General features: G+C 43.4%; 23 protein-coding genes. 6 read left to right on the forward strand and 17 right to left on the reverse strand.

The features are described 5' to 3' along the window. Nucleotides 1-100: 100 nt before the first annotated feature. A complete protein-coding gene (locus MN210_RS05985) occupies nucleotides 101-703 on the reverse strand; it encodes a DUF934 domain-containing protein (RefSeq protein WP_241879531.1) in 603 nt (200 codons plus the stop codon). Next, nucleotides 696-2378 (reverse strand): nitrite/sulfite reductase, encoded by a 1683-nt coding sequence (locus MN210_RS05990; protein WP_338412750.1) that lies wholly within the window; start codon nucleotides 2376-2378, stop codon nucleotides 696-698. Before MN210_RS05990 ends, MN210_RS05985 begins: the two co-directional genes overlap by 8 nt. A 299-nt stretch (nucleotides 2379-2677) precedes the next feature. Between MN210_RS05990 and sat the strand changes: the two genes are divergently transcribed. From sat to MN210_RS06010, 4 genes are all read left to right on the forward strand, one after another. After that, entirely contained in the window at nucleotides 2678-3937 is a 1260-nt protein-coding gene (gene sat / locus MN210_RS05995) for a sulfate adenylyltransferase (protein ID WP_011960370.1), read from the forward strand. A gap of 527 nt (nucleotides 3938-4464) precedes the next feature. After that, the gene (locus MN210_RS06000) at nucleotides 4465-4839 is read left to right on the forward strand and encodes a hypothetical protein (RefSeq protein ID WP_338412751.1); all 375 of its coding nucleotides are present in this window, start codon (nucleotides 4465-4467) and stop codon (nucleotides 4837-4839) included. A 278-nt stretch (nucleotides 4840-5117) separates the two neighbouring features. Continuing rightward, the gene (gene cls, locus MN210_RS06005) at nucleotides 5118-6554 is read left to right on the forward strand and encodes a cardiolipin synthase (RefSeq protein ID WP_338412752.1); all 1437 of its coding nucleotides are present in this window, start codon (nucleotides 5118-5120) and stop codon (nucleotides 6552-6554) included. A 114-nt stretch (nucleotides 6555-6668) separates the two neighbouring features. Next, complete coding sequence (locus tag MN210_RS06010; protein WP_241879535.1) at nucleotides 6669-7067, forward strand: hypothetical protein; 399 nt, start codon at nucleotides 6669-6671, stop codon at nucleotides 7065-7067. Nucleotides 7068-7088: 21 nt separating this feature from the next. On the opposite strand, the gene MN210_RS06015 is transcribed toward MN210_RS06010, so the two are convergent. From MN210_RS06015 to MN210_RS06040, 6 genes are all read right to left on the reverse strand, one after another. Then, complete coding sequence (locus MN210_RS06015) at nucleotides 7089-7853, reverse strand: M48 family metallopeptidase (protein WP_338412753.1); 765 nt, start codon at nucleotides 7851-7853, stop codon at nucleotides 7089-7091. Further along, nucleotides 7850-11173 (reverse strand): type I restriction endonuclease subunit R, encoded by a 3324-nt coding sequence (locus MN210_RS06020; RefSeq protein WP_338412754.1) that lies wholly within the window; start codon nucleotides 11171-11173, stop codon nucleotides 7850-7852. Before MN210_RS06020 ends, MN210_RS06015 begins: the two co-directional genes overlap by 4 nt. A gap of 102 nt (nucleotides 11174-11275) precedes the next feature. Beyond that, complete coding sequence (locus MN210_RS06025) at nucleotides 11276-11581, reverse strand: hypothetical protein (protein WP_241879537.1); 306 nt, start codon at nucleotides 11579-11581, stop codon at nucleotides 11276-11278. A 30-nt stretch (nucleotides 11582-11611) separates the two neighbouring features. Beyond that, entirely contained in the window at nucleotides 11612-13423 is a 1812-nt protein-coding gene (locus MN210_RS06030) for a GmrSD restriction endonuclease domain-containing protein (RefSeq protein WP_338412755.1), read from the reverse strand. A gap of 67 nt (nucleotides 13424-13490) precedes the next feature. Next, the gene (locus MN210_RS06035) at nucleotides 13491-14588 is read right to left on the reverse strand and encodes a PDDEXK-like family protein (RefSeq protein ID WP_338412756.1); all 1098 of its coding nucleotides are present in this window, start codon (nucleotides 14586-14588) and stop codon (nucleotides 13491-13493) included. Between the two features lie 42 nt (nucleotides 14589-14630). Further along, the gene (locus tag MN210_RS06040) at nucleotides 14631-15164 is read right to left on the reverse strand and encodes a hypothetical protein (RefSeq protein WP_338412757.1); all 534 of its coding nucleotides are present in this window, start codon (nucleotides 15162-15164) and stop codon (nucleotides 14631-14633) included. Nucleotides 15165-15542: 378 nt separating this feature from the next. On the opposite strand from MN210_RS06040, the gene MN210_RS06045 reads away from it, so the two are divergent. Beyond that, nucleotides 15543-16136, forward strand: coding sequence for a hypothetical protein (locus tag MN210_RS06045; RefSeq protein ID WP_155587147.1), 594 nt, complete (start codon nucleotides 15543-15545; stop codon nucleotides 16134-16136). A 22-nt stretch (nucleotides 16137-16158) separates the two neighbouring features. Here MN210_RS06045 and tnpC read toward each other — a convergent pair whose 3' ends face one another. From tnpC to MN210_RS06090, 9 genes are all read right to left on the reverse strand, one after another. Next, nucleotides 16159-17805 (reverse strand): IS66 family transposase, encoded by a 1647-nt coding sequence (gene tnpC, locus MN210_RS06050; RefSeq protein ID WP_425605647.1) that lies wholly within the window; start codon nucleotides 17803-17805, stop codon nucleotides 16159-16161. 135 nt (nucleotides 17806-17940) lie between these two features. Beyond that, nucleotides 17941-18285 carry an IS66 family insertion sequence element accessory protein TnpB gene (gene tnpB, locus MN210_RS06055; protein WP_338412335.1) on the reverse strand — a complete coding sequence of 115 codons (345 nt, stop codon included), beginning with the start codon at nucleotides 18283-18285 and terminating at the stop codon, nucleotides 17941-17943. Continuing rightward, nucleotides 18282-18677 (reverse strand): transposase, encoded by a 396-nt coding sequence (locus MN210_RS06060; protein ID WP_338412758.1) that lies wholly within the window; start codon nucleotides 18675-18677, stop codon nucleotides 18282-18284. Before MN210_RS06060 ends, tnpB begins: the two co-directional genes overlap by 4 nt. 185 nt (nucleotides 18678-18862) lie before the next feature. Next, entirely contained in the window at nucleotides 18863-19384 is a 522-nt protein-coding gene (locus tag MN210_RS06065) for a hypothetical protein (protein WP_338412759.1), read from the reverse strand. Nucleotides 19385-19632: 248 nt separating this feature from the next. Beyond that, nucleotides 19633-20115, reverse strand: a complete 483-nt coding sequence (locus tag MN210_RS06070; RefSeq protein ID WP_241879545.1) for a PIN domain-containing protein — start codon at nucleotides 20113-20115, stop codon at nucleotides 19633-19635. 2 nt (nucleotides 20116-20117) lie between these two features. Next, the gene (locus tag MN210_RS06075; RefSeq protein WP_241879546.1) at nucleotides 20118-20426 is read right to left on the reverse strand and encodes a hypothetical protein; all 309 of its coding nucleotides are present in this window, start codon (nucleotides 20424-20426) and stop codon (nucleotides 20118-20120) included. 88 nt (nucleotides 20427-20514) lie between these two features. Beyond that, entirely contained in the window at nucleotides 20515-21741 is a 1227-nt protein-coding gene (locus tag MN210_RS06080; protein ID WP_338412760.1) for a restriction endonuclease subunit S, read from the reverse strand. Next, on the reverse strand, nucleotides 21731-23260 hold the full coding sequence (locus tag MN210_RS06085; RefSeq protein ID WP_425605639.1) for a type I restriction-modification system subunit M: 1530 nt from the start codon (nucleotides 23258-23260) through the stop codon (nucleotides 21731-21733). The genes MN210_RS06080 and MN210_RS06085 overlap by 11 nt, the downstream gene beginning before the upstream one ends. 158 nt (nucleotides 23261-23418) lie before the next feature. Further along, nucleotides 23419-24291: a hypothetical protein gene (locus MN210_RS06090; RefSeq protein WP_338412761.1), complete on the reverse strand. Its 873-nt coding sequence runs from the start codon at nucleotides 24289-24291 to the stop codon at nucleotides 23419-23421. A gap of 288 nt (nucleotides 24292-24579) precedes the next feature. Here MN210_RS06090 and MN210_RS06095 point away from each other — a divergent pair, with 288 nt between their 5' ends. After that, entirely contained in the window at nucleotides 24580-24951 is a 372-nt protein-coding gene (locus MN210_RS06095) for a hypothetical protein (RefSeq protein ID WP_011960385.1), read from the forward strand. Nucleotides 24952-25044: the final 93 nt, after the last annotated feature.

A 25044-nucleotide genomic window follows, 5' to 3' on the forward strand; every position in this document is an offset into this window, starting at 1 on the left:
GGAGTGTCCTTATTTTATAAGAGTAATAAAGTTTTTTTTGAGAGTATGAGTCAAAGCGGGCTCTAAGTTTATACCGCAAAACGCCAATTCTTTAAAAGCGCTAAGCTTGCTTTCTAAACATTGGCAACTGACTGGCCACGCTGCCATCGTAAGAGGAGGGCAGCACTGAGAAAGCCGCTTGAATGTCATCGGTCACATTCTCAGCTCGGATAATAAAGCTGTCCACGCCGGCACGCTGCAAATACACAATTTGATCACGGCCAAAGTCACCTGCGATACGGATTTCGCCCTCGAAGCCTTGCTGGCGTAAATGACGCGCTTGGCTAAAGCTGCGACCATCACCGAAGCCTGGCTGATATAAGACCACAAGGTCTAAAGCATTTAACAAAGGGCGCTCGCTGTCTTTACAAGCTGCCAACAGCTGATCGAGCTGATCGGTTGAGATGCTGGTGTCGGCCCATAAGCCCACACGGCTGCTGTGATTGGCAATCATCGCCAATACTTCGGTTAACAGTCCTTGCGGCGCTAAAATATCAGACAGCGGTAAGATAACATCTAGGCGTTCAGACTTATTTAACAGCTCACTTAGCTGAGTGGTCTTAGCGGCCACGCCATCTGGCAACTCTGAAGTAAAGAGCGCATACCAGGTGTCCTCAGCGGTAATGTCTTTGGCCTGCGCATCTAAAATACGGTGATTACCCATATACAGCCTCCTTAAATGGCGTGATGCCCACACGTTGTACGAAGTCAGCAAATGGCTCAGGATGATCACCCTCGACATAACGCTGCTGGGTATACACATCGAGTACCTTTTGTAGGGTAGGCGCGACTTCCTCTGTGGCCACTGAGCGGCCTAGGATATTACCCAGACGTGTTTCTGCTTTTGAGCTGCCGCCTAAGCTGATTTGATACCAGTGCTCACCTTTTTTATCGACGCCTAAGATACCGATATCACCCACATGGTGGTGGGCACAGGCATTCATACAGCCTGACATGTTGAGCTGAATGTCGCCTAGATCATACAAATAATCTAAGTCATCAAAGTGTTTTTCGATCTGTTCGGCAATGTTAAAGGTGGTGGCATTCGCCAGCGCACATAAGTCAAAGCCTGGGCAGACAATCATGTCGGTTAAGGTGCCGATATTAGGACGCGCCAAATCAATCTCAGTTAATGCCTCCCATAAGGCATACAGATCGGTTTGCTTCACATCAGCAAACACTAGGTTTTGTTGATGGGTACCACGGATTTCACCGAAGCTGTATTGGTCAGCTAAATCGGCTAGGCGGTCTAATTGCTCATGAGTCACGTCACCGGCAGGCACGTATTTGCCATTGACAAGTCCGGCCTTTAAAGACACCACGACCGCACGGTAACCGGCCACTTTATGCGCAACGGTATTGCGAGAGTACCAGTCCGCAAACGCCTTATTCTCTAAGTGCTTGTTAAGCTCAGATTGGCTTGCCAGCGTATCGATATGCTCATAATCAAACTCTGGGAAGTAGCTTTTTGCGGTTTCAAAGTTGTCATCAGTTAGCGTTAATGGTCCATCTTTGGTAAAGGTTTCCCACTCTTTATTGACAAGCTTAGTGAATTCTCTTTCACCCATGCTCTCCACTAGGATTTTAATACGGGCTTTGAATTTGTTGTCTCGGCGACCATACAAGTTGTACACCCGCAAGATGGCATCTAGATAACTTAATAAGTGCTCATGTGGTAAGAATTTATTGATGGTCTTACCGATGATGGGCGTACGGCCTAAGCCGCCACCAACGATAACCTCAAAGCCAATCTCACCCGCTTCATTTTTTAGCACATGTAAGCCGATGTCATGCACTTGAGTCGCTGCTCGGTCTTCTGGTGTACCGATGACCGCAATCTTGAATTTACGCGGTAAAAAAGCAAACTCAGGGTGGAAAGTTGACCACTGACGGATAATCTCACAATAAGGGCGTGGGTCTTCTATTTCATTGGCATTAATGCCGGCATAAGGGTCGGTGGTGGTGTTACGGATACAGTTGCCAGAAGTTTGGATGGCATGCATCTGTACTGAGGCAAGCTCAGCTAAGATATCAGGCACTTCTTCAAGCTTGGGCCAGTTTAACTGTAGATTTGTACGGGTCGTGAAGTGGCCATAACCGCGGTCATATTTGCGCGTGATTTCGGCAAGCTTACGTACCTGGTAGGTTGCCATTAGACCATAAGGCACAGCGATACGTAGCATAGGCGCATGGCGCTGGATATATAGACCATTTTGCAGGCGCAGTGGCAAAAACTGCTCTTCGGGTAACTCCCCGGCTAGGAAGCGGCGGGTCTGATCGCGAAACTGCTCAACCCGCTCATCAACCATGGCTTGGTCTGCATGAGTGTACTTATACATAGTTCATATGCCCTTGGATAACAAAAAATCATGCAGCTATACTACCTATGCTTATAGTGTTTTATAAATTCATATCTGACATATCTATATCCAAAGAGAGCATAGATAAGAATAAGTAAATTTGGTTAGTCTAATGCAATCGATTTTTATAAATAGCCTAAGTAGATAATTTAAGCCTAATTATTTGAGCTTAATCATTTAAGCCTACTGTATGCTTTGCTGATATGGGGTGCGATAAGGGCCATTTACCGCCATATTAGTCTTACTTAGACTCTCTGTTAACCTTACTGGATGATGTTATGACTTCACAAAAAATAGTAAAACGCCTTGGCAAAACCAGCATTGTACCGCCGCATGGCAGCGATGAGCTAAAGCCTTTATTACTAGAGGGTGAGGCGCTAAGCCAAGCCTTACACAATGCCAAAAACCTACCCAAGATTACCCTAAGCTCACGTGAGCGTGGCGACTTAATTATGCTGGGTATTGGTGGATTTACCCCATTAGATGGATTTATGAATCAAGCCGACTGGCAGGGGGTTGTGGATGAGATGACCCTAAAAACCGGCGCCAATAAAGGCCTGTTTTGGCCCATTCCCATCACCTTATCTACCAGCAAAGAGCAAGCGGATAGCCTAGCCCCAGGCGATGAGGTGGCTTTAGTGGCAGAAGATGGCGAGATTATGGGGGTCATCACTGTTGAGGAGACTTACACCATTGATAAGGCGCATGAGTGCCAGCAAGTGTTTACCACCACAGAAGAAGAGCATCCTGGGGTAAAACAGGTGATGGAGCAAGGTGAGGTGAACGTGGCCGGTGCGGTCAAGGTGTTTAGCCAAGGCGAATTCCCAACCTTATATCCTGAGATTTATAAGACGCCTGCTGAGACCCGCAAATTGTTTGAGGAGAAGAACTGGCAGACCATCGCCGCCTTCCAGACCCGCAACCCAATGCACCGCTCGCATGAATACTTGGCCAAAATTGCCATTGAGATCTGTGATGGGGTGATGATTCACTCGTTATTAGGCGCTTTAAAGCCAGGTGATATCCCTGCTGAAGTGCGCCAAGAAGCCATCAAGACCTTGATTGACAATTACTTCAAAAAAGACACCGTCATTCAAGCCGGCTACCCATTAGACATGCGCTACGCCGGTCCTCGTGAGGCGTTGTTACATGCGCTGTTCCGTCAGAACTATGGCTGTAGCCATCTGATTGTCGGCCGTGACCACGCTGGTGTGGGCGACTATTATGGTCCTTTTGATGCGCAGGCTATTTTTGATGAGATTGACAAAGACGCTATGTTAACTCAGCCCTTGAAGATTGACTGGACCTTCTGGTGTAATGCTTGTCAGGCCATGGCTTCGACTAAGACCTGCCCGCATGACGCTGAACATCATGTGAAGGTATCGGGTACCAAGCTGCGTAAGGCTTTATCTGAAGATCAAGAAGTGCCTGAGAACTTCAGCCGTCCTGAAGTGCTACAAATCTTACGTAATTATTATGAAAGCATTGCCAAAGAAGACCGTGCTGAGGTTAAGCTGGTCGGCGCTTCTGCTCAATAGTCGATCTGCATTGCAAGCTGCTATGTACAGCTAACGGCATCATTTAGTATTGGCTATATTTAAGATTAAAAGTATTTAAGGTAAAAAGTCAGCTTCGGCTGGCTTTTTTTTGTGCCCAGTAATCGGTAAATATCATAAAAAGTAAACATTAACACTACGTGAATCTAAACCTAAATAGTCAACAAATGTTATACTATTTGAATCTATAAAGACTCTCCTAAAAAATAATTAAAAAAAACCAACACATAAGCTGCGATAAAAATGGTAAATATCTCTAGTAGAGAGTTTGCTTAGGGCTTAACTTTTTGCCAAATTAGGCTTTGGCGATAAGGTATTGGTATTGTAGGATTTTTTTTATTTAATGGGAGTAGGGTGACAAACCATTATCACCTTGATGCATACGCTTGAGGTGGGTTTGTTTGATGTTGAGGGGCAAGGTGTCAATCAGTGTCAATAACAGTTATGGTCGCATTGGTACAAACTAAGCTAGGCACATGGTCTGCTTATTAAGAGGTATAGTCAGCGTTATGGGTAACAAATTAGCACTTATGACGGGCGGCTTGCTGCTCACAGCAGCAGTTACAGCCATCGCAGCAGAACCCCAGATCGACTCTGCAAAAGCCCCGCTATATATCGGCAAGTCGGTCATGGCATGTGGTACAGTGGCAGAGATTAATCATATGCCCAATAGGCACTACATTAATTTTGACAAAAAAAATCCCAATCAAAGTCTCACCGCCTTGGTGTGGAACAAAGACTATGTATGGTTTGAGAAGCGCTACGGCCGTATGGACAGTTATGTGGGTAAAAAAATGTGTGTGCTTGGCAATATCACCTCCACCCAAAGTTACTTACAGATTAATGTGACCAATCCGCAATTTTTGCGTCTGCCCAATAGATAATACGCTGGCCAAAGCCGCTTTAAGCTTACGCCTGTATCTTTTGTCCTGATTCAAATACGCCAGCTGCCTTCCGCTTAACATAACGGATGAGGCAATTAGACCAGCTTAGGCTGGTTTTTTTATTGTCTGTGCCTGCTACAGTTAGCAACCCAATGGCATCACAAGCTGGGCTATACTAAATGACAAGTGATTACCGCTTAGCTTCTAGAGTAGGGCTTTACTATCAACCACTATAATAAGAAGCACCCTTGTATTTTTTATACTTAGAGAGTGACGGCATGTTTTTGGATTTTTTACTCGGCCTACATTTTTTGATATGGCTTACCATCTCGCTGCGGGTATTGGCCCGCCATGATCTGTCCGCTCCGGCTCGTCTGGCTTGGCTGGTGGTGCTGTTTATCTTGCCATACGTAGGCGTGGTGGTGTATTGGATGTTTGGTGAGGTGCATTTAGGCATCAACTTCACCCACCGCTATGATCGCATCACTCAGAAGTTGGCCGAAAGCTATCCTCAAGTGCTGGGCGATAAAGACACGATGGCACAGGTGGTAGAGCGTGAATATCAAGCAGCCGGATATGCGGCGAGTGTCACCGGCTTTCACACTACGTTGGGCAACCGTGCCGAGCTTATGGCCGATGCCAAGGCCACGCAGCAGCGTATGATTGCCGACTTCGATGCCGCCACAGATCATATTCACGTGATGTATTATATTTGGCTAGATGATGACATGGGGACCGCCGTGGGTGAGGCATTAATGCGTGCTGCCAAACGCGGGGTGCGCTGCCGTGCCATGGTCGATGGCTTAGGGTCACGCAAGCTGTTACGCTCCTTATTGTGGAAGCGGATGCAAGACGCTGGGGTTAAGGTGAGTGTGGCGCTACCGATCAATAATTTGCTAAAAGTGCTGCTGTTTAGTCGTATTGACCTACGCAATCACCGTAAGATTACCGTGATTGATGGCAAGATTGGCTATGTCGGCAGCCGCAACAGTGCTGATCCTGAGTTTCGGATTAAGCCCAAGTATGCGCCTTGGGTCGATATCATGCTGCGGGTACAAGGCCCGCTGGTTGCCCAAAATCAAATGCTCTTTGCCAATGACTGGCTGATGGAAAACCCCGATACCGATTTTAATAGCTTCCCTTATGTCACCGAGCCGCATCCTGAGGGCATTGCCGCTCAAGTCTTCGCCGATGGTCCTACTCAGCGTCAAGGCACCACGCCGCAGTTTTTGAGTACGCTGATGAGTCAGGCACGTCACACCCTTATCATCTCCACTCCCTATTTTGTCCCAGATTACACCTTGATTAATATGCTGTGTGCCACCGCTTACCGCGGTGTGGCGGTGAGCATTATCTTTCCAAAAAACAACGACTCCTTTATTGTGGCCGCCACCAGTCACAGCTACTATTGGCAGCTGCTTGAAGCCGGCGTGAAGGTGTATGAGTATAAGCCTGGCTTACTGCATGCCAAGACTCTAACGGTGGATGGTAAGATAAGCTTGATTGGCTCGACCAATTTAGACTTGCGCAGCTTCGACTTAAACTATGAGAACAATGCGTTATTTTATGATGAAGCGTTCACGGCACAGATTGTGGAGCGTCAGTATGCGTATATCGCTGACTCAGATGAGGTGATGCGTCAAGAGGTGCGTGACTGGCCGATTTATTACCGCATCTGGATTAATATTGTCTCCACCATGGGGCCGCTGCTCTAGACAAACACCGTTACCAAGGGTAAACCGGCCTTTACTGAGTGTGTATACAATCTGTGTTAGCTTAATAAGCAGGTGACGACACCTTAAATGACGGATTAAGAAAAGGATGAAGTAATGAAATCAGAATCTACCGTGAAGCTCATCATTGTAAGCTTAATAACAGCCGTGGTACTGGTGCTTATCGTAATGGCCGGCTACCCATTTTATAAGGTTTGGTCGCAAGAGATGCGCGGTAAGGCAGCATTGGCTGAGGCCACTCAGTCAAAAATGATCCAGATTGAGCAAGCCCGTGCAGAGTTAGAGTCTGCACAGCTCAGAGCGGAGGCTATCAAGATTATCGGCCAAACGGCCAAGGAGTACCCAGAATACCGCGAGCAAGAGTTCATCGGTGCCTTTGGTGAAGCGCTGCGTGAGGGTAAGATTAATCAGATTATTTATGTGCCGACTGAGGCCAATTTGCCGATATTAGAGGCGGGCAAGCGTCAGCCTGTGGTCGAGGCGTCTGGCGATTAAGCGTAGGGAGTAGCGCTTACATTACTCATTTAGATACAGCTCGGCCATGCTATCAAGCTGAGTTTTTAGTGCTTTCCACTGCGGCATGACTTGGGTTAGCAGCCGCCAAAATTGCTCACTATGGTTGTACTCAGCAATATGACACAGCTCATGGAGTATCACATAATCAATGCACTCTTTGGGCGCTTTGACCAAATGCGGATTGAGCACCAGATTACCTTGGGTAGAGCAGCTGCCCCATTGTTTTTTCATCGACAATAGTCGAAAGGCAGGCGTGCCCTTAACCCAATCGGTCTTAGGCAGCATGGCCAATAAGCGCTCATAGAACACCGCTTTGGCTTTTTGCTGATACCAGTTATCCAGCAAGCTTTTGACTTTGGCGGCTCTTTCTTGAGTCTCAAGCTGCTCAAGGCTTAGGTTAACATTAAGCTTACCTCGATACAGTTTTACCGCTTCTGGCCGTTGATCATCAGCTGTGATCTTGAGCACATATCTTCGCCCCAAATAAAACTGGGTCTCGCCGCTGATATAGCGCTTGGGCAGTACATCGCTTTTTTGCTTGGCAAAATCTTGTACGTGCTGCCATATCCAGCCCGCCTTTTTATTTACTGAGCTTTGTATAAAGGCTTGTGTGGTATCCATAGGCGCTGTGACCACTACCCGCTGGTCGGGGTGAACCTTGATGCGTAATTTACGACTATTGGCCTTGCGCACTACTTCATAATCAATGAGTTTTTCGCCATAATATAAGCGGTGGCTGTTTTTGGCTGTACCGCGGTCTGTCATCGCTTGCCCCGTGATAGACCCAAGCGTGCGATATTAATCACTTCTTGAGCCATACGCTTGGTATTGTCTATACCGATTGGCTTGTACAATAAGCGCATCATTTCAAAGTTAATTGACTTCTCCATTTGGGCAGGATTTAACGAGTTCTCGCTAACCGCAGTATTGACGAGTTTATCAATCTCAAATGCATAATTGACCAAGTCCTGCTCGCTAAGCTGATTGTCGATGAGCAAACTTTTGGGAAATAAATGCTTAAACAGACCAAAGTAAGCTTGAGCATGCTTGTTATGCACACCTGATGGATCAACAAAAGCATTGGGCACATCGGGCATGTTACGGGCTTTGACATCCTGCTCGAAGTCGGCAAACATCATATATTGCTTCACTGGGGCATCGAACATGGCCTTGGCATCTTCAATGGCCTGCTTTAATAATTTAGAAAAATGCTCTTGAGCATAAGGGTCATCGGCCAAGTCTACTTCAATCATTTTGGTCACTCGGCTAGTAATCTTATCGGTCTGGTTACGTGCCTCATCATCGTTCAGCTGTTCAGGCTTGACCTCTTTCCCCATATTACCCACCAGATAAGCACCCTCAGGCTCTTTGACCTCAAGACCGGCGATGTGCTTATTGAGTAGGTTTCGAATGTCGTCTTCATACTCATCGAAGTTGATGGTCTCATTGGCATCTTCACGCACTTGCTTACGCAGCTCGATAAAGGCCTTTAAGTCTTTTTTATACAAATTGCGCTTTTTGTCAAAAAAAGTATCGTCGAAGTAAGACGCCGATTGCAGCGCCACTTTCATGGTATTGGCAAATTCAGTCAAGGCGGCATAAAAGTCATCGCGTTTTTTAAGGTTGGTATCGATGACCATGCCATCACGCTGTTGCATCTTGGGCGATAACGCCTGACGTAGTGCGTGCCCATCTTGCTTATTAGCCACATCAGCGAATATGGCCCAGACCTTGCTATGCAGCATGGGCAGCTTCTTATACTCACTCTGCATCGAGCTATACATGCCAGCTAAGTCATCAATATCAAACCCGCCTTGAGTCCGCTCAGCCAAATTCTGATAATCTTCGATGGTGGTATCAAGCTCTTTTAAAATACCTCGATAATCAATAAGATACCCAAATTGCTTATGACTGTGTAAGCGGTTCACTCGGGCGATGGCCTGAATCAGGTTATGGCTTTTAAGCGGCTTGTCGATATACAGTACGGTGTTTTTGGGCTCATCAAAGCCGGTCAATAGCTTATCGACCACGATCATAATATCGGGCCCATCGTCTTGGCTAAAGGCATCGATAATATCCTTGGTATATTGCACATCATCCATACCATAGTTGGGCGCGACATGCTGCATCCACCAGTTTTGAACGATATCTTTACTCTCTACATCGACCTCAGTATGGCCCTCTCTGGTATCAGGTGGTGACATCGCGACCACTGAGGTGACTTTGCCAATATTGTCTAGTGCCTGCTTATAGCGAATGGCTGAAGCTTTAGAGTCGCAGGCCAGTTGACCTTTTAACCCTTGCTGTTTGAAGTTTTGAAAATGGTCTGAGATGTCATGGGCGATAAGCTCAATACGCCCCTCGACTTGATACACCTGTCCTTTTTTGGCAAATTTACGCTTAAGGTCGGCTTTTTGTTCAGTGGTCAGCTTCTGAGTGATGCGATCAAACCATTTATCAATGGCGACATCATTGGTGTTGAGCTCAGGTATGCGCTCTTCATATAACAAGGGGGTAACGGTCTTATCGGCTACCGCTTGCTGCATGGTATAAGAGTGGATGATTTTACCAAATTTATTTTCGGTCTTATCGTCTTTGAGCAGCGGCGTACCGGTAAAGGCAATAAAAGCGGCATTGGGCAGCGCCTTTTGCATAAGGATATTATTGGCACCATTTTGGCTACGGTGACCCTCATCAACCAAGACGATAATGTTTTCGCTGGGGTTATAAAATTCGGGGTACTGCGCGGCGGCGCCAAATTTGTTAATAATAGAGAAGATAATACGCTCATTACCTTGCCCCACCTTTTTTGCCAAGTCTCGACCCGATAAGGCCTTGGCCATCGCTTTGTCTTTATCGCTAAGGGCACCAGCTGAGATAAAGGTGCGCGCAATTTGGTTTTCTAAATCAATGCGGTCAGTGACCACAAACACCCGGCATTTGGCCAGATCCTCAAGCCAAATAAGCGCTTTGGACAAAAACACCATGGTAAATGACTTACCACTGCCTGTGGTATGCCAAATCACGCCGCCCGCGCGACTGCCTTTGTCATCAAGCTGACTGACCCGCTTAATCAGTGCCTTAATACCGAATACCTGCTGATAGCGGGCGACAATCTTGCCGGCACGACTGTCAAATAAGGTATAAAAGCGGGTCATGTCCAGTAGCCTATCGGGGCGCAGTAGACTGATAATCAAGCGGTCTTGGTCAGTCACTGTCAGCTCCCCTGACTGGACAAGCGATAGGTATTCTTGCTTATCTCTAGGTTTGCGATGAGCGAACAAAGCCGCTAATTGATCTGGGTGTACCGGCTGATTTTTTAATTGTTTAAATTCTGCCTCTTCAAGCTCTTCTTCAATCCATTTGGCCCAGAATTTCTCTGGGGTATTGCACGTTGCATATAGCCCCTCGTAGCCATTAATCGTCAGTAGCAGTTGGCTATAAGCAAACAGATGCGGAATGTACTTTTGGCCTTGGTTACGCAGATGCTGCGATATGGCCTGGCTATTGGTCGATTTGTGGGGATTATTAGAGTCTGGGCGCTTGGCCTCGATGACCACCAGTGGCAGACCGTTCACGAAGCAGACGATATCAGGGATGACATTGCCTGTGGCATCGCTGTTTTGAACCACCATCTCCTCTGTCACATGGTAGCGGTTGTTATGGATATTATCCCAGTCAATAAGCTTAATGGTCGGCGATGCTTTTTTACCATTAACGAATTCAGTAACCCCAACACCATATAGTAGGGCGTCATAAATGATTTCATTGGCTTTACTAAGCCCTTGGTTTAAGGCTGGGGTGAGCTGATGCACAATCTTATCGATGCTGGCATCAGATAAGTGATGCTGTTTGCCTTCAAAGGGAAAGGTTTGACTGGCTAAGAATTCACGCAGCACTGGCAATAGCATCACTTGGTTGCTGCTATGGGTCGCTGAGTGGCTAATGGTGTTATTATTGGGGCTGCGCAGCTTGAAGCACTGTGCTGGCGATAGATAGTGATAACCCAAGTTCATTAACAAGGTGAGGGCAGGTATCTTGGCACTAAATTCTTCTTTGAAGTTTATACTTGGGCTGGTGTGCATACTATCGCTCGTGATGTGTGTAATCAGTTGTTTTGGAAAGGTAGGTTGCTCTTTATGTATCACTGAATATCTAGGCTATATATTTGGTAATGAGCCAATTTCTTATCTTAGAAGAACACCATGAAACTCTTCGTCAGCTATTACAACCTTATAAGAGTCATGAATAGCGTGCTTTAGTATGTATACATCAGGGTTATACCTATATAAATATTTATAGCGAGTACATTTAAAATACAGACCGACATCAAGCTGATATACCTTGTCATACTCACAGCCATCAAAAGTTCTATTGGTCAGCTTTGTTTTTGCTATAGCTGCGTACCCATCTTTAGCAAGCATCTCCCAGTCATTAGCAAAAACTTGATTGCTAGAGAGTGCCAAAGCAAGCATTAAAAACATTTTTTTCATGGCTGTACCCTTAAATATATAATTAACTCGCTAATCATTGTGGCTTTCTTGAATATCTTTACCCATAGCTTTGGATATCAATTCAATAAGCTGTACCTGTCTATCTGATATAAACGCATCAAAATCGTCATTTCGTAATAGATCAGGAGATAGTGAGTGACTGCTCAACAGTTTATCCATTTCATCATCAGAGAGACTAACTTGCTTTTCGTTTTGAATTTTTTGTAAGTAAACTGACGGTGCATCTCCACCAATTTTTCTATTAGCTTTATATGAGATGCTGGTTTTATTTAAAATGCAGTTATATATTTTAGGGTCTATATTTCTATCCTCGCACCATTTGATGGGGAATATATGGTGGATATCTAACGCTAACTCTTGCTGTGCATCTAACTCTTGGATAGTTGAGTTCCAGAACCAGTCTTTAGCGCCTTCTCTTAGGATTAAAATGTTTATAGCTTTATAGGCAGCGCTATTGCGAGAACGTAAGCTATACAGTCTTTCTGGTTGGAAGAATGCATCAATAATAGTCCGAGGGATTTTGTCGTTATCCTCAAACCAAGCTAGAAGCTCTTCGAAGTCATTGGCAATACGGGTTTCAACTGCGCCACCATAGAGCTCTCCTAAGACACCACACCAGTACCACCGTGCTAGTTTCTCGTAAATTTTTGGCTCTAACCAACGATTACCCAGCACAGACATGACTGCAGCTAAAGGAATAACTTGAGTGCTATAGGGCAATTCACTACGAGCATAAAAGTATTCTTTACGAAGGAATTGGGCAGCATTTTTGAATCCATCTTCTACCTTGTCCGCATATTTTTTCCACGCTTCGAGAGGTAGCTTTAGAACATCGGTACGTTTAGCACTTACTGGTCTAATTTGCTTGCCTACTTTTCCTTCTTTTATATCATTTTGTCGCATTTCATAGGTATACAGTATCGTCACTGCTTGAAGCATCTCAGGGGCCTCTGTTTCCTTGAGTAGAGGGTGCTTCGCTATACGTGATTTTCTAGAATCGACATTTCGAATTTCAGAGCCCAACCAATCATCTCGTAGATTGTATCCATCTGCAGCATAACTTGCTGTAATTAATTCAAACACTGAAAGTTTGACACCACCAGTATTTACCTTTTCAAAAACTAAGCAAACAGCCTCTTTAGAGGTTTCTTTTTTAAGCTCAATGACAGGCAACTGGTAATTACAGAAGGGCTGAATGATCCTGCTAATAAATTCAGTAAATATTGCTAGATCCTCAGGGTTAGAGTGGTTTTGACTTAATTTAATGAGCCATTGATTAGAGTTAAATATTTGATCACATGGGAACATCATGTGCTCACACTCTTTTTCAACAGTTGATAAATCTAAATCGATATCACGGCCGAAGTTGCTTTTTATTTGTTTGTTTTCATCGACAGCAACAATCGCATCTTCTATATATATTTCAGACTCAATGGCTTTTTTGATATCAAAATAGTAATGTCGCTGAATAGGCTTACCTTTGCTAGTTCTTGTTTTCACAGGGGAGGTTAATGCTATTGCTTGAGTGAGCGTTGTTAAGCGCTGTTGGCCATCTAAAATAAGCTTTTGAGGCTGCACAGTGGCATCGATTAGATCTTCGACACCTTCAATAGGTCGAGTTTGAAACCTGACTTCACCGCCTGTTTCAAGTAGCATGACAGCGCCTACTGGGAACGAACGTGCGATGCTTACCAATAGATCTTTTACATGTTCATCATCCCACACCCATCCACGTTGGAAATCAGGTAGTTGAACCTTACCTTTTTTGATATTGTCGAGTAATTCACTTAATAGTATTTTTGTCGAGTCAAAATTGCTCATGCACTTACAACCTTGTTTTTAATATGGGTCTTAATATTCAGACTAAGATATGTTTCGATTATATTGCTCACCACTGACGACGAACTTTAGTCTCAAAATGGTCAAGCAAACTTAGCTTTGCAATAAGAAACTCATGAGCGGTATCTTTGTCAAAAGACTCATAAGGTGATTTATAGCCCTTAATTTTACCTGAACCCTCAGTCCAACTTGAGCTACAGTCTCTTTCTTTTAACACTTCGTCGGCTATTGCTGCTTGCTCTGGCGTCTTGATATTAAAGGCATAATAGTTGATACAAAACCTTTTGTCTTTACGACCGTCTAGAAATAGAGCAACATCCGATTTCGTTTCCCATGATTCAAATGAAAAGCGGAGAGCAGGGTAGCCATGCCAATGATGAAGCTTTGTATTAACTTGCTCATCTGGAAAAGCATCCTGAACTTTTGCTAGCAGCTCTTTTTGATAAGCACTAATGACTTTTTGTTTAATATCTTCGGCCTGTTTAATAGCTGCCAAATTATCTAAAACATACGATACAGTGTCATCAGGCATGCTTGATTTAGACATAATTCCTTCCAAATGCAGTGTAAATTCACGTAATAAAACTAGCCATTTGTTTAATGGCTGGTCAATAAAGGCGTTCGCTAATTTCTTTCTTAAGCTATCAAGCAATATAGGATAGCTTAAACCCAGCCATCCGCTAGGTGCCTTACCGTTAGGAGATAGAACAACATAGAGTGGCTCCTTCTCTTTGAACTCATTAGATGAGTCTATATGCTGTTTATAGGTCTTGAATGGATTCACCTGTTGGTGATAGATTTTATTTTCAATCACCATAACCCAGTCATTACCTTCTAGTAGTAAGTCAATCCGCTTGTTGTTTTTGGTGCTAACTTCGCGGGCAGGTTCGCTAATCGTTGCATATTCATCAAAATGGATGTTAGCTGACTTTGAATTGGCGGTAGCCAGTGCTTCAAATAAAGCTTCCATCATTAATGTGCCCAAGCCATGTGCGCCATCACTATTACAAAAGAAGGCAAGTATATCGGAAGTTGGGTTTTCGTAATATCCTCGACTGCCAATGCTGAAGATAGTGGGCTCTGGTGTTTCAGGCATTGGTAGTGTTTTAATGTGTTCAATAATTTTTTTTAGTTGATTAATTTCCATGAACTCACTCATTTATATTCATTGCTAAATCCAAGAACAAAATTACTGAGCCAAAAAAGGCCGAGCCAAATCAGCAAGCTCATCAGCTTTTTGCTCAGCAGAATTAGACAGTCTTTCGATATTTTCTAGTCTAGATTTAGTATCACGGTTTAAGTCGGTAAATATTGAGAAACGATTATTACGGCGAGTAGAAGGAGGGTTTAGACGAGTATAGCTAACTTTTACCTTCTCAAAAGATTTAGAGGAGTTGCTCGGTTTGATGCTTGAAAGGTGTTCATGCCCCTGATCGTCTTGATACAGATACATATTTTTGGTGACCTCTAAGCTGTCAGAAGGGCTTAAATTTGAGGATAACGACTGATTAGAAGTTATATCTGCGGTGTTATTAGAGTTATCGTTAATTGTGGGGTGGTAGTCAATCTTCACCTTTTTAGCATACTTATTAAAAGCCCCAGTTGGATTCTCTGTATTAGACACGAGTACATTACCTTTTGTATCTTTATAAACGTACATATCTCCAGCCATAGCTGAAGCGCTAGATAATGCCAATAAGCCACACACTACTAATCCTCGCATAATTCACCTTCTTATATTAATCCACCGTAACCCGCTTCTTACACGTCAAAAGCTGTTGGATCAACGCCTTTTTCTCTTGCGCTAACTGCTTATGGTTATTGATTTAATTGTAATCGAACGGGGTATTTAATCAATAGATACTCAAGCTATATTATGTATTGTATGAGGTAGGGGATAGCTTTTAATAACGAAAACCGAAAGCAAAAATAAATATTGATAAAAATATTCTATGTTATATATTGTGAATATTAACTTACCAAAAAGTTAAGGTGGTATCTTGTTTCCTTACTCATCTATTGCATTTATTCAGGGTTCAATATGTGACAGGTCAATGAATGCTGAAGTGATGATTTATCAATACATAAATTAAGGACTGTTATGAAATATAAATCCCTTTCTTTATTAGTGGCTGCTTGTGGCATGACTTTATTAACGGGCTGTGCTGCTAGCCAGGATGGACAAATTAGACTAGGTGATATGGTCAATGAAGTAGTAAGAGTTGTTACCACCCCAAGCACTCAAGCTAAAGATAGTGTTCAAAGTACGGCTCAAGTGACAGATTGGACCTTCTATTTAGCGCCAATGCAACAGGGCTGTGAATACCCTTATATCACTGATAACTTTCCCAATGAGTTAAGAAAGTCAGTAAAGCATGTGTCTTTAAAAGGAGATCCAGAAGTAGAAATGGAAGGACATGAGAGTTTATATACTTTTTATCTACAAAATGCAGTTGCTTTCGGTTATCCCATTACTAAAGTTGAATATTTGCAACAGTATGAGGGTTCAGATTTTAAGGTTGTCTTTGCAGATAGTAGCTTTACTAAGTTAAGACCTTCTTTTAAACCGCCATATGGGCCTTCTGTAACCGTAGAACGAAATGACTCTAGTGGTTATGATATTTCGTATGGAGGGTTTTTGGTTTTAAAATTTGATACGACAGATAATAGTATCACTTGCAGCTCAGGGATATAAAGTGTAAGCATCCGACCAACCCCTATTGAGGTGGCATCCATCGATGAGGTAACAGCTCATCCAGATCATCTTGAGTAGGCAGGCGTCTTAGCACGTCTATCAAATAAGCAGACACATCCAAGCCATTTAAGCGAGCTGACTGAATGATTGACATAATATTCGCAGCACGCTGCCCACTTCGTAGCGAACCAGCAAACAACCAGTTTTTACGCCCAAGTGCCCACGGACGCATCTGATTCTCCGCCCAATTATTATCAATCGGTAACCTGCCATCATCTAAGTAACATGTCAGCGCCTGCCAACGTTTCAGGCAATAATCAGTTGCCTTAGTAATACTGGCATTTTTAGTGGTTAACTGTCTTTTTTCTCGTAACCATTGATGCAGCTTATCTGCAATCGGTTTGGCCTTCTCTTGCCTGATTTGCCGAACTATTTTGGGGTCTCTTGGTATTGGGGGTGTGTGTTTTTCAAATCGCTCATCAATCTCACGTTCAATGGCATACAACTGCCTAAATAACGTTAATGCCTCAATACTCACGATACTTTGCCCAGTGACATGCAGTTCATGGAATTTACGCCGTGCATGGGCCAGACAACCGATTTCAGTCACACCTTGATGAAATAAAAACTTATAACCGCTGTAATCATCGCAAACCAGCTTACCACGCCATTTACCTAAAAAGGCTTTAGGGTGCTCATTACGACGGCTTTCGGCAAAGTCATATACCACCGCCTTTAATGCACTGTGCTGTGGCGTGAGATACGCCCAGACATAGCCTTTTTTTAATGATTTACCACCTACCTTTACATGGTTCTTCATGATAGATACTGGCGTTTCATCAGCATGTAAGATGGGTTCAGACAGTAATAGCGCGTGCAAGCGACTTGCTAAAGGCTCAAGGGCAACGCCGCAGCGTCCCACCCAATCTGCCATGGTGGCATCGGGGATATTTATCCCACTTCGCTGATAGATAAGATTCTGCCGATATAGGGGCTGATGGTCTGCATACTTGCTAATAAGGATGTGCGCAAGCAGCTCTGGGGTGGCGATGCTTTTGTTAATAATCTGCTTGGGGGCAGCCGCTTGATGAAGGGTGTCACACTCACGGCATACCCATTTAGGATAGAGGTGACGCTCAATATAAAACTGCTTAGGGATAATGCCAAGTTTGTCTTGTTTGTCCTCTCCAATTTGTGTCATTTGACAGCCGCAGTCACAAACGGTGGTGAGTGGTTCATGAACCAGGATTTTGACCTCAAGGTGGTCTGGAATAACCGTGTATTTAGCACGCTTTGGTTTTTTAGACTGATGAGTGACTGAGGGTAGCGGCTGGTCAGCAAGCTCGCCCTCATCAATGAGGGTTTCTGCCTCGATAGGATCGATAGCAGGGAGCTTGGCAAGCTCATCTTGGCTTAAGCCGCTACGGTAGTCATCTCGGATTTGTTCAAGCTCCGCTAAGTCTTCTTGCGCCGCTTCATAATTTAAGTGGGTTTGTCTGGCAGTTACGCCTTCGCTTTTTTGTCCATATAGCCGGTGAATAAGCTGCTTTTGCTTTTCGATGAGTTCAAGCACTTTTTCATACAGCTTGTGGTTGTCCTCAACCACTTGGTTAAAAAGCTGCTGTAGTTGTTCGTGACTCGTGTTTGTTTGATCAATTTGTTGCTGCAGATGCTCATTACGCTGTTCAAGCACGCGGATTTTCACCAAAAGCTCGGCGTAAATGGGGTCTTTTGATAAGTCGGATAGATTGGCAGCAGTCATGGCGATATGTTGCCAGAGTTTTATTTGCCTGTCATCTGATATTTATAGAATGGGGGTTAATTTATCCTGACCCATGTTACGCCAAGGCAGTCCACTGATTAAGGCGTTAAATTGCTCACGGTTGATGCTGATGCCAGTTTGAGTGGTGGTGAGTGCTTTGGTTAAGCCATGAAATTTATTATCATCGAGCTGACGGCTACAAAGCCATATGCCAAGTCCGTCATGAATGAGTACTTTTAGGCGTGTGCCTGCTTTGTTGTAAAACAGGTAGGCGCAGTGAGGACGGATACTTTGGTGCTCGGTGATGATGTGGGCCAGTAGTTTGCCACTACCACATCGCATGTCCATGGGCGTGGTGGATAACCAGATGTGGTTGATGGCTATCATTGTAGTCCTCGTAGTAGGTCAATCAAGCTTTGGGTGTCAATTTGGGCAATGTTGAGGCTTATGCATCCAGATCCTGAGGCTGCGATTTGCAGTTTGATGTTTTGTATGACGGATGCTGAGCCTAGATGTGTGACTTCAGGTTCAAGGCAGATGGGGATAAAGTTCGGGTTTGGATCAGCAGGACTGTCGATAGCATCAGGCAATGTGCCGGTTTGAGTCTGTGTACGCTGATACTGACGTTTCCAGTTATGTAGAAGGTTTTGGTTAATGCCATGCTCTCGGGCGATACTGGCGATTGATCGATTTGAGTCTGTCGCTTCTTTTACTAAAAGTGCTTTAAACTCGGGGCTGTAAGTTCTTCGTTTGGGTTTATTAGAGGGTTGTATTGTCATCTTAGTGTCCACGATTATTTGATCGTGGACACTATCTCGCATTTTTTAATAGAAAAAAAGATGGGATGGTCGGATGCTTACTATAAAGTCGGGTATCTCTTGATAATAAAAAGACGATAAAAAAGCCGTCTATTTGGGTTAAATAGACGGCTTAATACATCATAATTAAATAGGCTTAAACTTACTTAAAAACTACCCATACTAACATCTTGAGCTGGCGCACAAATTTCCCAAGCTGGTGATGACTTCTGCTGCATACATTGTAAGGTGCCTTTGGGCGCACCAGTTTCGAATTTCGCTGCAATACTTTTTGGTACTACTTTTAAAGATGATCCATAGCGATATTGAATAACTGCTGGTTTTTCATTTAATGTAATACTAGTATCAAAGACTAACGAACCATCACGGCCTTCAATAAAATTATCATTTTTATCTGTTTTAGCATTTGCGCTAATTTCCGCATTAAACTTGGTCTTGTTGTTGGGTAGCTTAAAGCTATAGCCTGTATAGCTGAAGGACATATTTGAAGCCATAGACGCTTCATAAGAACACTTCGATTTGCTAACCAGTTTACCTTGTTTTAATAAATGGCAGGTGGTGCTGTCTGTCCACTCAGTGCCCGAAGCATTAGCGTTAAACGAAACTGCAGCTAATATACTAGAAACTAAGACGATTGATGCACCCTTTAATGTTTGGTTAAAATTCATTAGCAAAACTCCTTTTATTTATCTGTTTAATTACATGAGTTATGAGAGAAGTAACCAGCTCTCACTTCAATAGCTATAATCAACTACTATTTTAGATTTGATAAATAATTCTATCTTTATTGAGCCATTAAATCTACTACATAAAGCAATTTGCTTATCTGTCTTTTTAGGCAAAGAAAAACCGCCAAGGTTGCGCGTTACCCAAGGGGCACTAAGCGTGGCGGTTATGTTGACTGGTACACGTCTTACTACAAGTAGTTTCTAAAATGGGTAAAGTTTAATGCTTCAATGTTATGTCCGGCTGCAAAGCCATATAAATCTAAATCGTCTGTCAAAAGCACATACTTATTGCTAACACTTAGATCAAATAATGCAGCATCTGAAAGACCAAGTTTAAGGAATGCAGGACTGAGTGTTATGTTTGCAGCAGGATAGTGAACTTCCTCAACCAATTCTATATATTTAGAAAGAAAACCTAATACAGTGGCTCGTTTAGATTTATCAAACCAGTCTAAAATATTGGCAGTTTCAGCCAATATATGAGGAGTGGTTACGATAGATTCAAAGTTTTTTAAAACGTCATCTAAAATCTCGGCATCTTTAGAAGTGTAGGCACGAGTACGCTTAAAATTTTCAACCTCACCTGCACCAATTCTAGAGACGATGTACATGGTCAATAGATTGGTATCAAGTAAAACTTTTTTGTTTTTACGAACATAAGGATGATGCATCTTTAACCAATATCTCTCATGATCATACCTTGGAATTGACCATTTTCTGCATTGATTGAAAAGGTTTTGTATTCGCGTAGTGTCTCTTTTTCGATTTTGCCATCAGCGTATAGGTTACGGGCCATGAACTCGGTAGGTTTGTTTTCTATGATTTTGGATCTATAAGAGTCGTAGCCTAGGGTTATTTCCCATGCGTTCACTTCTTCATTGAACACGACTTCTTCAAGGCCAAGGTTTTTTATGTCTTCACCTTCGTATAACTGATTCGCAATTTCACGAGCACGTTTGACAGCTTCAGTGACTTCGATCATGTTGTACTCCTTAGTAAATTTAATTCTTATTATATTCTAAGCTAAATATCATCAAGCTTAAGTCTATATATGGTCTTAATGTGAATGACTAAACTTTAACCCGAACTTTCCCTGTCAACAACACCTGCATCAACGCCTTTTTCTCTTGCTGTAAGTCGGCAAGCTGTTGTTCCAGCAATTCGATTTCTTTATCGGTATTGGTTAATACCGCAGCGATTTTTTGTTGTTCTTTGAGGGGTGGTAAGTCTATTTTTAATTTACCTAGCTCACCCAAGTAAATACCTGCTTGAGCAGTAGAATTTGACTTTCTATGAAGCAAGTTAGTGAATTCGCTACTACTAAATAATTGTTTTAAGAATTGGTTATAGGCACTTTGAGCATTAACTCGCATAATGGCTACACTTCTTTGTAGAGTGAACTTCTCAACTAACTCATCAGGTACTATGGCAACTCGACCAAGAGTGCCAACTACAGTTAATAATATATCGCCACTTTTAATTGTATATTTGGCATGTATTTTATTATAGTCTTCCTCGCTAATACGTGGCGCGTCATCAAAATCAACAGTATATTGCTTAGTGATATTTTTGGCTGAAAGCATAGGGATGCCACTCTCATATCTTTTGTGAGTGCCATGAGTACCATCCTTAATGAAATCAGTTATATCCTTTAGTTGAGAACTAACCCACTCACCCTCAAACGGTTTACCATTGTCATCAAGCAAACGCTTTTTACCGGTGAGCAATTGCTGCATCAAGGCTTTTTTCAGCTGTTTGCTGTTATCAATCAAACGCTCAGTGGTATCAATCGCTTTATCCCAAGTGGATAGGATTGTGGCGATTTTTTGTTGTTCGGGTAGGGGTGGAGTAAGTACTTTATAAACTTTTATAAAATCCGTTGTAACACGTCTATGACCAGCAGAGCCTTGCATATTCATCGTGCCTCTAGCCCTAAACGCATTGGTTCTTGTTAGATAGAAAATAAATTGAGGGTCAGATGTTTTCTTAGCCCTAAGTACGTGGAACTCTGTGCTTCCGAACCCAATACCATTAGTCAGGTTATTAACTAATGCCCCTTTCCCATTTTCGAAACAAGGTGTAATTTTGGCAACTAATACATCGTTATCTTTAAATGAAGTAAACCCTTTAGATACTTCATCATAGTTTTTAGTATCTTTAGATATAATACGACCATCTTCAGAGAGCTGACTCATAGAAATGAATGAAACAAAGCAATCATCTGGTTCTGAAGGTTTTCTAGGATTTATTTCACATATTTCATCTAGTTTCTTTATTTTCCATCCATTAGGCACCATAACCAAGCTCCTTAAGATAGTCATCCATCTCACTCTCTAAGCTGGCAAGCTCTGCTTTGAGTGCCAAACGCGCCTCACGCACCGCCACAAGATCAATCTCTGCCTCAGGCTCAAAGGTATCGACATAACGCGGAATGTTTAAGTTAAAGTCGTTCTCTTTAATCTCATCAAAGCTGGCAACATACGCATATTTATCGACAAAGGCGCGGTTGTTATAAGTCTCAATGATTTTTGCTAAATTGTCCTCAGTCAGCTTGTTTTGGTTCGAGCCTGACTCATAATCCGAGCTGGCATCAATAAACAGCACCGACTTATCGGCTTTGTTCTTCTTAAATATTAAGATTGCCGCAGGGATACCAGTACCGAAGAACAGCTTCTCCGGTAAGCCAATCACCGCATCAAGTAGGTTTTCTTCAATCAATTGCTGACGGATTTTGCCCTCAGATGAGCCACGGAACAGCACCCCATGCGGCACAACCACGCCCATACGACCGGTATCGTTCTTTAGAGTTTCAATCATATGAGTGATAAACGCATAATCACCCTTGGTCTTAGGCGGTAGACCACGATGGAAGCGGCCATACTCATCATCGGCGGCATCATCATAACCCCATTTGCTCAATGAAAACGGTGGGTTGGCAGTTACTACATCGAATTGAAGCAGATGGCCTTTATCATCAAGCAGTAGCGGATGACGCAAGGTGTCGCCCCATTCGATACGGTGGTTGTCCTCACCATGCAAAAACATGTTCATTTTTGCCAGTGCCCACGTTGAGCCAATCGCCTCTTGCCCGAACAGCTCATAGTTTTTGCTGCCTGAGTTTTTGCGCGCCATTGCACCGCATTTGATCAGCAAAGAGCCCGATCCGCACGCAGGGTCGCATATCGCATCACCAGCCACAGGATTTAGAATAGTCGCCAGCAAGCTTGATACCTCAGGCGGCGTATAGAACTCGCCAGCACTGGCGCCAGAGTCAGCAGCGAAGTGCTTAATCAAGAACTCATACGCATTACCAATCACATCAAGGCTACCCACACGTGATGGGCTTAGATTGAGCATTGGCTTACCGAAGTCCTCTAGCAGATGACGCAGTAGCTCGTTTTTCTTCTTCTCATTGCCCAAGCGATCGGTGTTAAAGCTGATGTCTTGGAACACGCTTTTTAGCTTATTGCCATTGGCTTCCTCTATCGCGTGTAATGCTTCATCGATACGCTGACCATTACCCGGCTGATGACGCTGCTCGTATAAGTCCCAGAAGCTGGCACCATCGGGTAGCACAAAGCGCTGATTGCTCATCAGCTCTTTTACCAAGTCTGCATCGCCATACTCAGCCATAAGCGTGTCGTGCTCATCTCTATACACATCGGACAAATACTTCAAAAACAGCATGGTTAAGATAAAGTCTTTGTAAGTATCGGCGCTAATCACACCGCGGAAGGTATCACAGGCATTCCAGACGGCTTTGTTAATCTCAGATTGACTGATGGGGGTGCTCATGGATGAGGTGGCGGAAGTCATATAAGGGTCTTTCCTTAAATAAAATGATTTTTAATTATTATCGGTACGGTTAATTGGTGAGTGCATCAAGGCATGTGCGGCTGTTTATTTGTACATTATACGCTGCCTATTTTATGGCGTCAGTTGTACAATTCTGCTGGCAAGCTAACTAGATTGACTTAATAATACTCTTTATTAACAGGATCAAACTTTTTAAGCTTTCTGGTATTGACCGTTTCGATACGCTCGAAGTCATCTGTCGGCTTATCTCCCTTAAAGCTCAGCATGATGGGATAGTATTTGCTACTCTTATCAGGTAGCACACTGTAGGCGACATTGTATCCATAATATAGGGGGGAGCTTGCAGTATATTGACCACCATTGTCAGCACCAGCATCGCCTATATAATAAATATTAATATAGTCATCTTCTGGCAGATGCAGTGCATACCATGAGCTAGATGATTCCCCAAGAGACGAGTAGCTGGTCTTAAAGATACTACCAACTAAATTCACACCTAATGTACGTATGCCTTGCTCGAGGCTAGCACTGTCAACATCGACTCGCCCCCAACTGCTTGAGATTTCAATATCTTGTGGGCTTTGGCTTACCAATTGAAACTGCCCATTATTTAATTTTTTGAAGCTATAAAAGTCTGCTGTGGCTTGACATGCATGACAAGAGATCAAAGTGCCTTCATAATCAATTAATACTTTCTCAATCATCACCAGATAGCGAGGTTCACCGGCAGTATTTTTATACTTAATGCTAGGGTGCATAACAGCAACAATTTGCTCACCATCTTCTTCATATCCAAGACCTATATAGGGCATAGACTCTATATCTTCGTCACTAACGAAAAAATCCGTCATTTCACCAGTATAAAACGCCCGCATCACCTGCTTAAAGCTTAAGTCATGCAGTTTGGTTTGGGCCATTTGCTGCGTTGAAAAACTGGGGGTGGCTGCCATCACCGCAGAGGTAGCCAGACTGCCTAAGCTTAATGCAAGGCTTATGAGTATTTTTTTCATCAAAGTTTCTCTAATTATCATAGGCAATCGCCATAATACAGGACGACCTGAGTTTTCAATAAAAACTCAGTAACAAAGCCAACCTGCCAACCACGCCGCACCATCCATTTGCCAGAACGACAGTACACACCGGCTTTGCTTATCATTTACAAGCAGTTAACATACTTATAATCATAGCAAATAACCCAATTTTTCACACACAAAATCAATAACCTTGCTAAAGTCCTACTGCTAGGCAGAGTTATTGATAACAGCCATGGTTGTTTTGGCCAAATATTTATATACTGAGGGCAACTAGGAGTAATTATTATGATCAAATCTATTTCATCAAAGACAATCACACCGACTCTCAAAGCCAGCTTTATGGCCGCTGCCGTAATGTTCGGTAGCCTAGGCGCGTATGCAGCCGATACCCAAGACGATGCGCCCGATGAGCTGTGTGTCGATATCGCTGCTATGGCGGGCAAGGTAATGCAGGCTCGCCAAGAGGGCGCTACCAAAGCACAATTAAATAAAGTTGCGCAAAAGGCCGATGAAACCTCACAAGCCTTGGCGGCCGGTATCATCGATAAGGCATTCACCGTTAAGCGCTATGAGAACAAAGCCGATCAAGAAGCCCAAATTGATAAATTTATCTCGCAGTACTACAACACCTGCTTTAACGCACTAAATAAAGGCTAAGCGCCCAAGCACACCAAGACACAAGTCGTCTAACGCACATAAGCTGTCTAAAAATAGCCACCATAAAGCGCTATTTTGATTTTGCCTAAATCC

The sequence above is a fragment of the Psychrobacter raelei genome, assembly GCF_022631235.3.
Lineage (GTDB): Bacteria > Pseudomonadota > Gammaproteobacteria > Pseudomonadales > Moraxellaceae > Psychrobacter > Psychrobacter raelei.

Excerpts from the sequence above, each read along its gene's own strand:
- MN210_RS06060 (WP_338412758.1), bottom strand. The coding sequence starts at position 18,677 with ATGACAATACAACCCTCTAATAAACCCAAACGAAGAACTTACAGCCCC.
- MN210_RS06075 (WP_241879546.1), bottom strand. The coding sequence starts at position 20,426 with ATGATCGAAGTCACTGAAGCTGTCAAACGTGCTCGTGAAATTGCGAAT.
- MN210_RS06090 (WP_338412761.1), bottom strand. The coding sequence starts at position 24,291 with ATGATAATTAGAGAAACTTTGATGAAAAAAATACTCATAAGCCTTGCA.
- tnpB (WP_338412335.1), bottom strand. The coding sequence starts at position 18,285 with ATGATAGCCATCAACCACATCTGGTTATCCACCACGCCCATGGACATG.
- MN210_RS06010 (WP_241879535.1), top strand. The coding sequence starts at position 6,669 with ATGAAATCAGAATCTACCGTGAAGCTCATCATTGTAAGCTTAATAACA.
- MN210_RS05990 (WP_338412750.1), bottom strand. The coding sequence starts at position 2,378 with ATGTATAAGTACACTCATGCAGACCAAGCCATGGTTGATGAGCGGGTT.
- MN210_RS06085 (WP_425605639.1), bottom strand. The coding sequence starts at position 23,260 with ATGACTTCCGCCACCTCATCCATGAGCACCCCCATCAGTCAATCTGAG.
- sat (WP_011960370.1), top strand. The coding sequence starts at position 2,678 with ATGACTTCACAAAAAATAGTAAAACGCCTTGGCAAAACCAGCATTGTA.
- MN210_RS06025 (WP_241879537.1), bottom strand. The coding sequence starts at position 11,581 with ATGAAAAAAATGTTTTTAATGCTTGCTTTGGCACTCTCTAGCAATCAA.
- cls (WP_338412752.1), top strand. The coding sequence starts at position 5,118 with ATGTTTTTGGATTTTTTACTCGGCCTACATTTTTTGATATGGCTTACC.
- MN210_RS05985 (WP_241879531.1), bottom strand. The coding sequence starts at position 703 with ATGGGTAATCACCGTATTTTAGATGCGCAGGCCAAAGACATTACCGCT.
- MN210_RS06095 (WP_011960385.1), top strand. The coding sequence starts at position 24,580 with ATGATCAAATCTATTTCATCAAAGACAATCACACCGACTCTCAAAGCC.
- MN210_RS06015 (WP_338412753.1), bottom strand. The coding sequence starts at position 7,853 with ATGACAGACCGCGGTACAGCCAAAAACAGCCACCGCTTATATTATGGC.
- MN210_RS06020 (WP_338412754.1), bottom strand. The coding sequence starts at position 11,173 with ATGCACACCAGCCCAAGTATAAACTTCAAAGAAGAATTTAGTGCCAAG.
- MN210_RS06080 (WP_338412760.1), bottom strand. The coding sequence starts at position 21,741 with ATGGTGCCTAATGGATGGAAAATAAAGAAACTAGATGAAATATGTGAA.
- MN210_RS06065 (WP_338412759.1), bottom strand. The coding sequence starts at position 19,384 with ATGAATTTTAACCAAACATTAAAGGGTGCATCAATCGTCTTAGTTTCT.
- MN210_RS06000 (WP_338412751.1), top strand. The coding sequence starts at position 4,465 with ATGGGTAACAAATTAGCACTTATGACGGGCGGCTTGCTGCTCACAGCA.
- MN210_RS06070 (WP_241879545.1), bottom strand. The coding sequence starts at position 20,115 with ATGCATCATCCTTATGTTCGTAAAAACAAAAAAGTTTTACTTGATACC.
- MN210_RS06035 (WP_338412756.1), bottom strand. The coding sequence starts at position 14,588 with ATGGAAATTAATCAACTAAAAAAAATTATTGAACACATTAAAACACTA.
- MN210_RS06045 (WP_155587147.1), top strand. The coding sequence starts at position 15,543 with ATGAAATATAAATCCCTTTCTTTATTAGTGGCTGCTTGTGGCATGACT.
- MN210_RS06030 (WP_338412755.1), bottom strand. The coding sequence starts at position 13,423 with ATGAGCAATTTTGACTCGACAAAAATACTATTAAGTGAATTACTCGAC.
- MN210_RS06040 (WP_338412757.1), bottom strand. The coding sequence starts at position 15,164 with ATGCGAGGATTAGTAGTGTGTGGCTTATTGGCATTATCTAGCGCTTCA.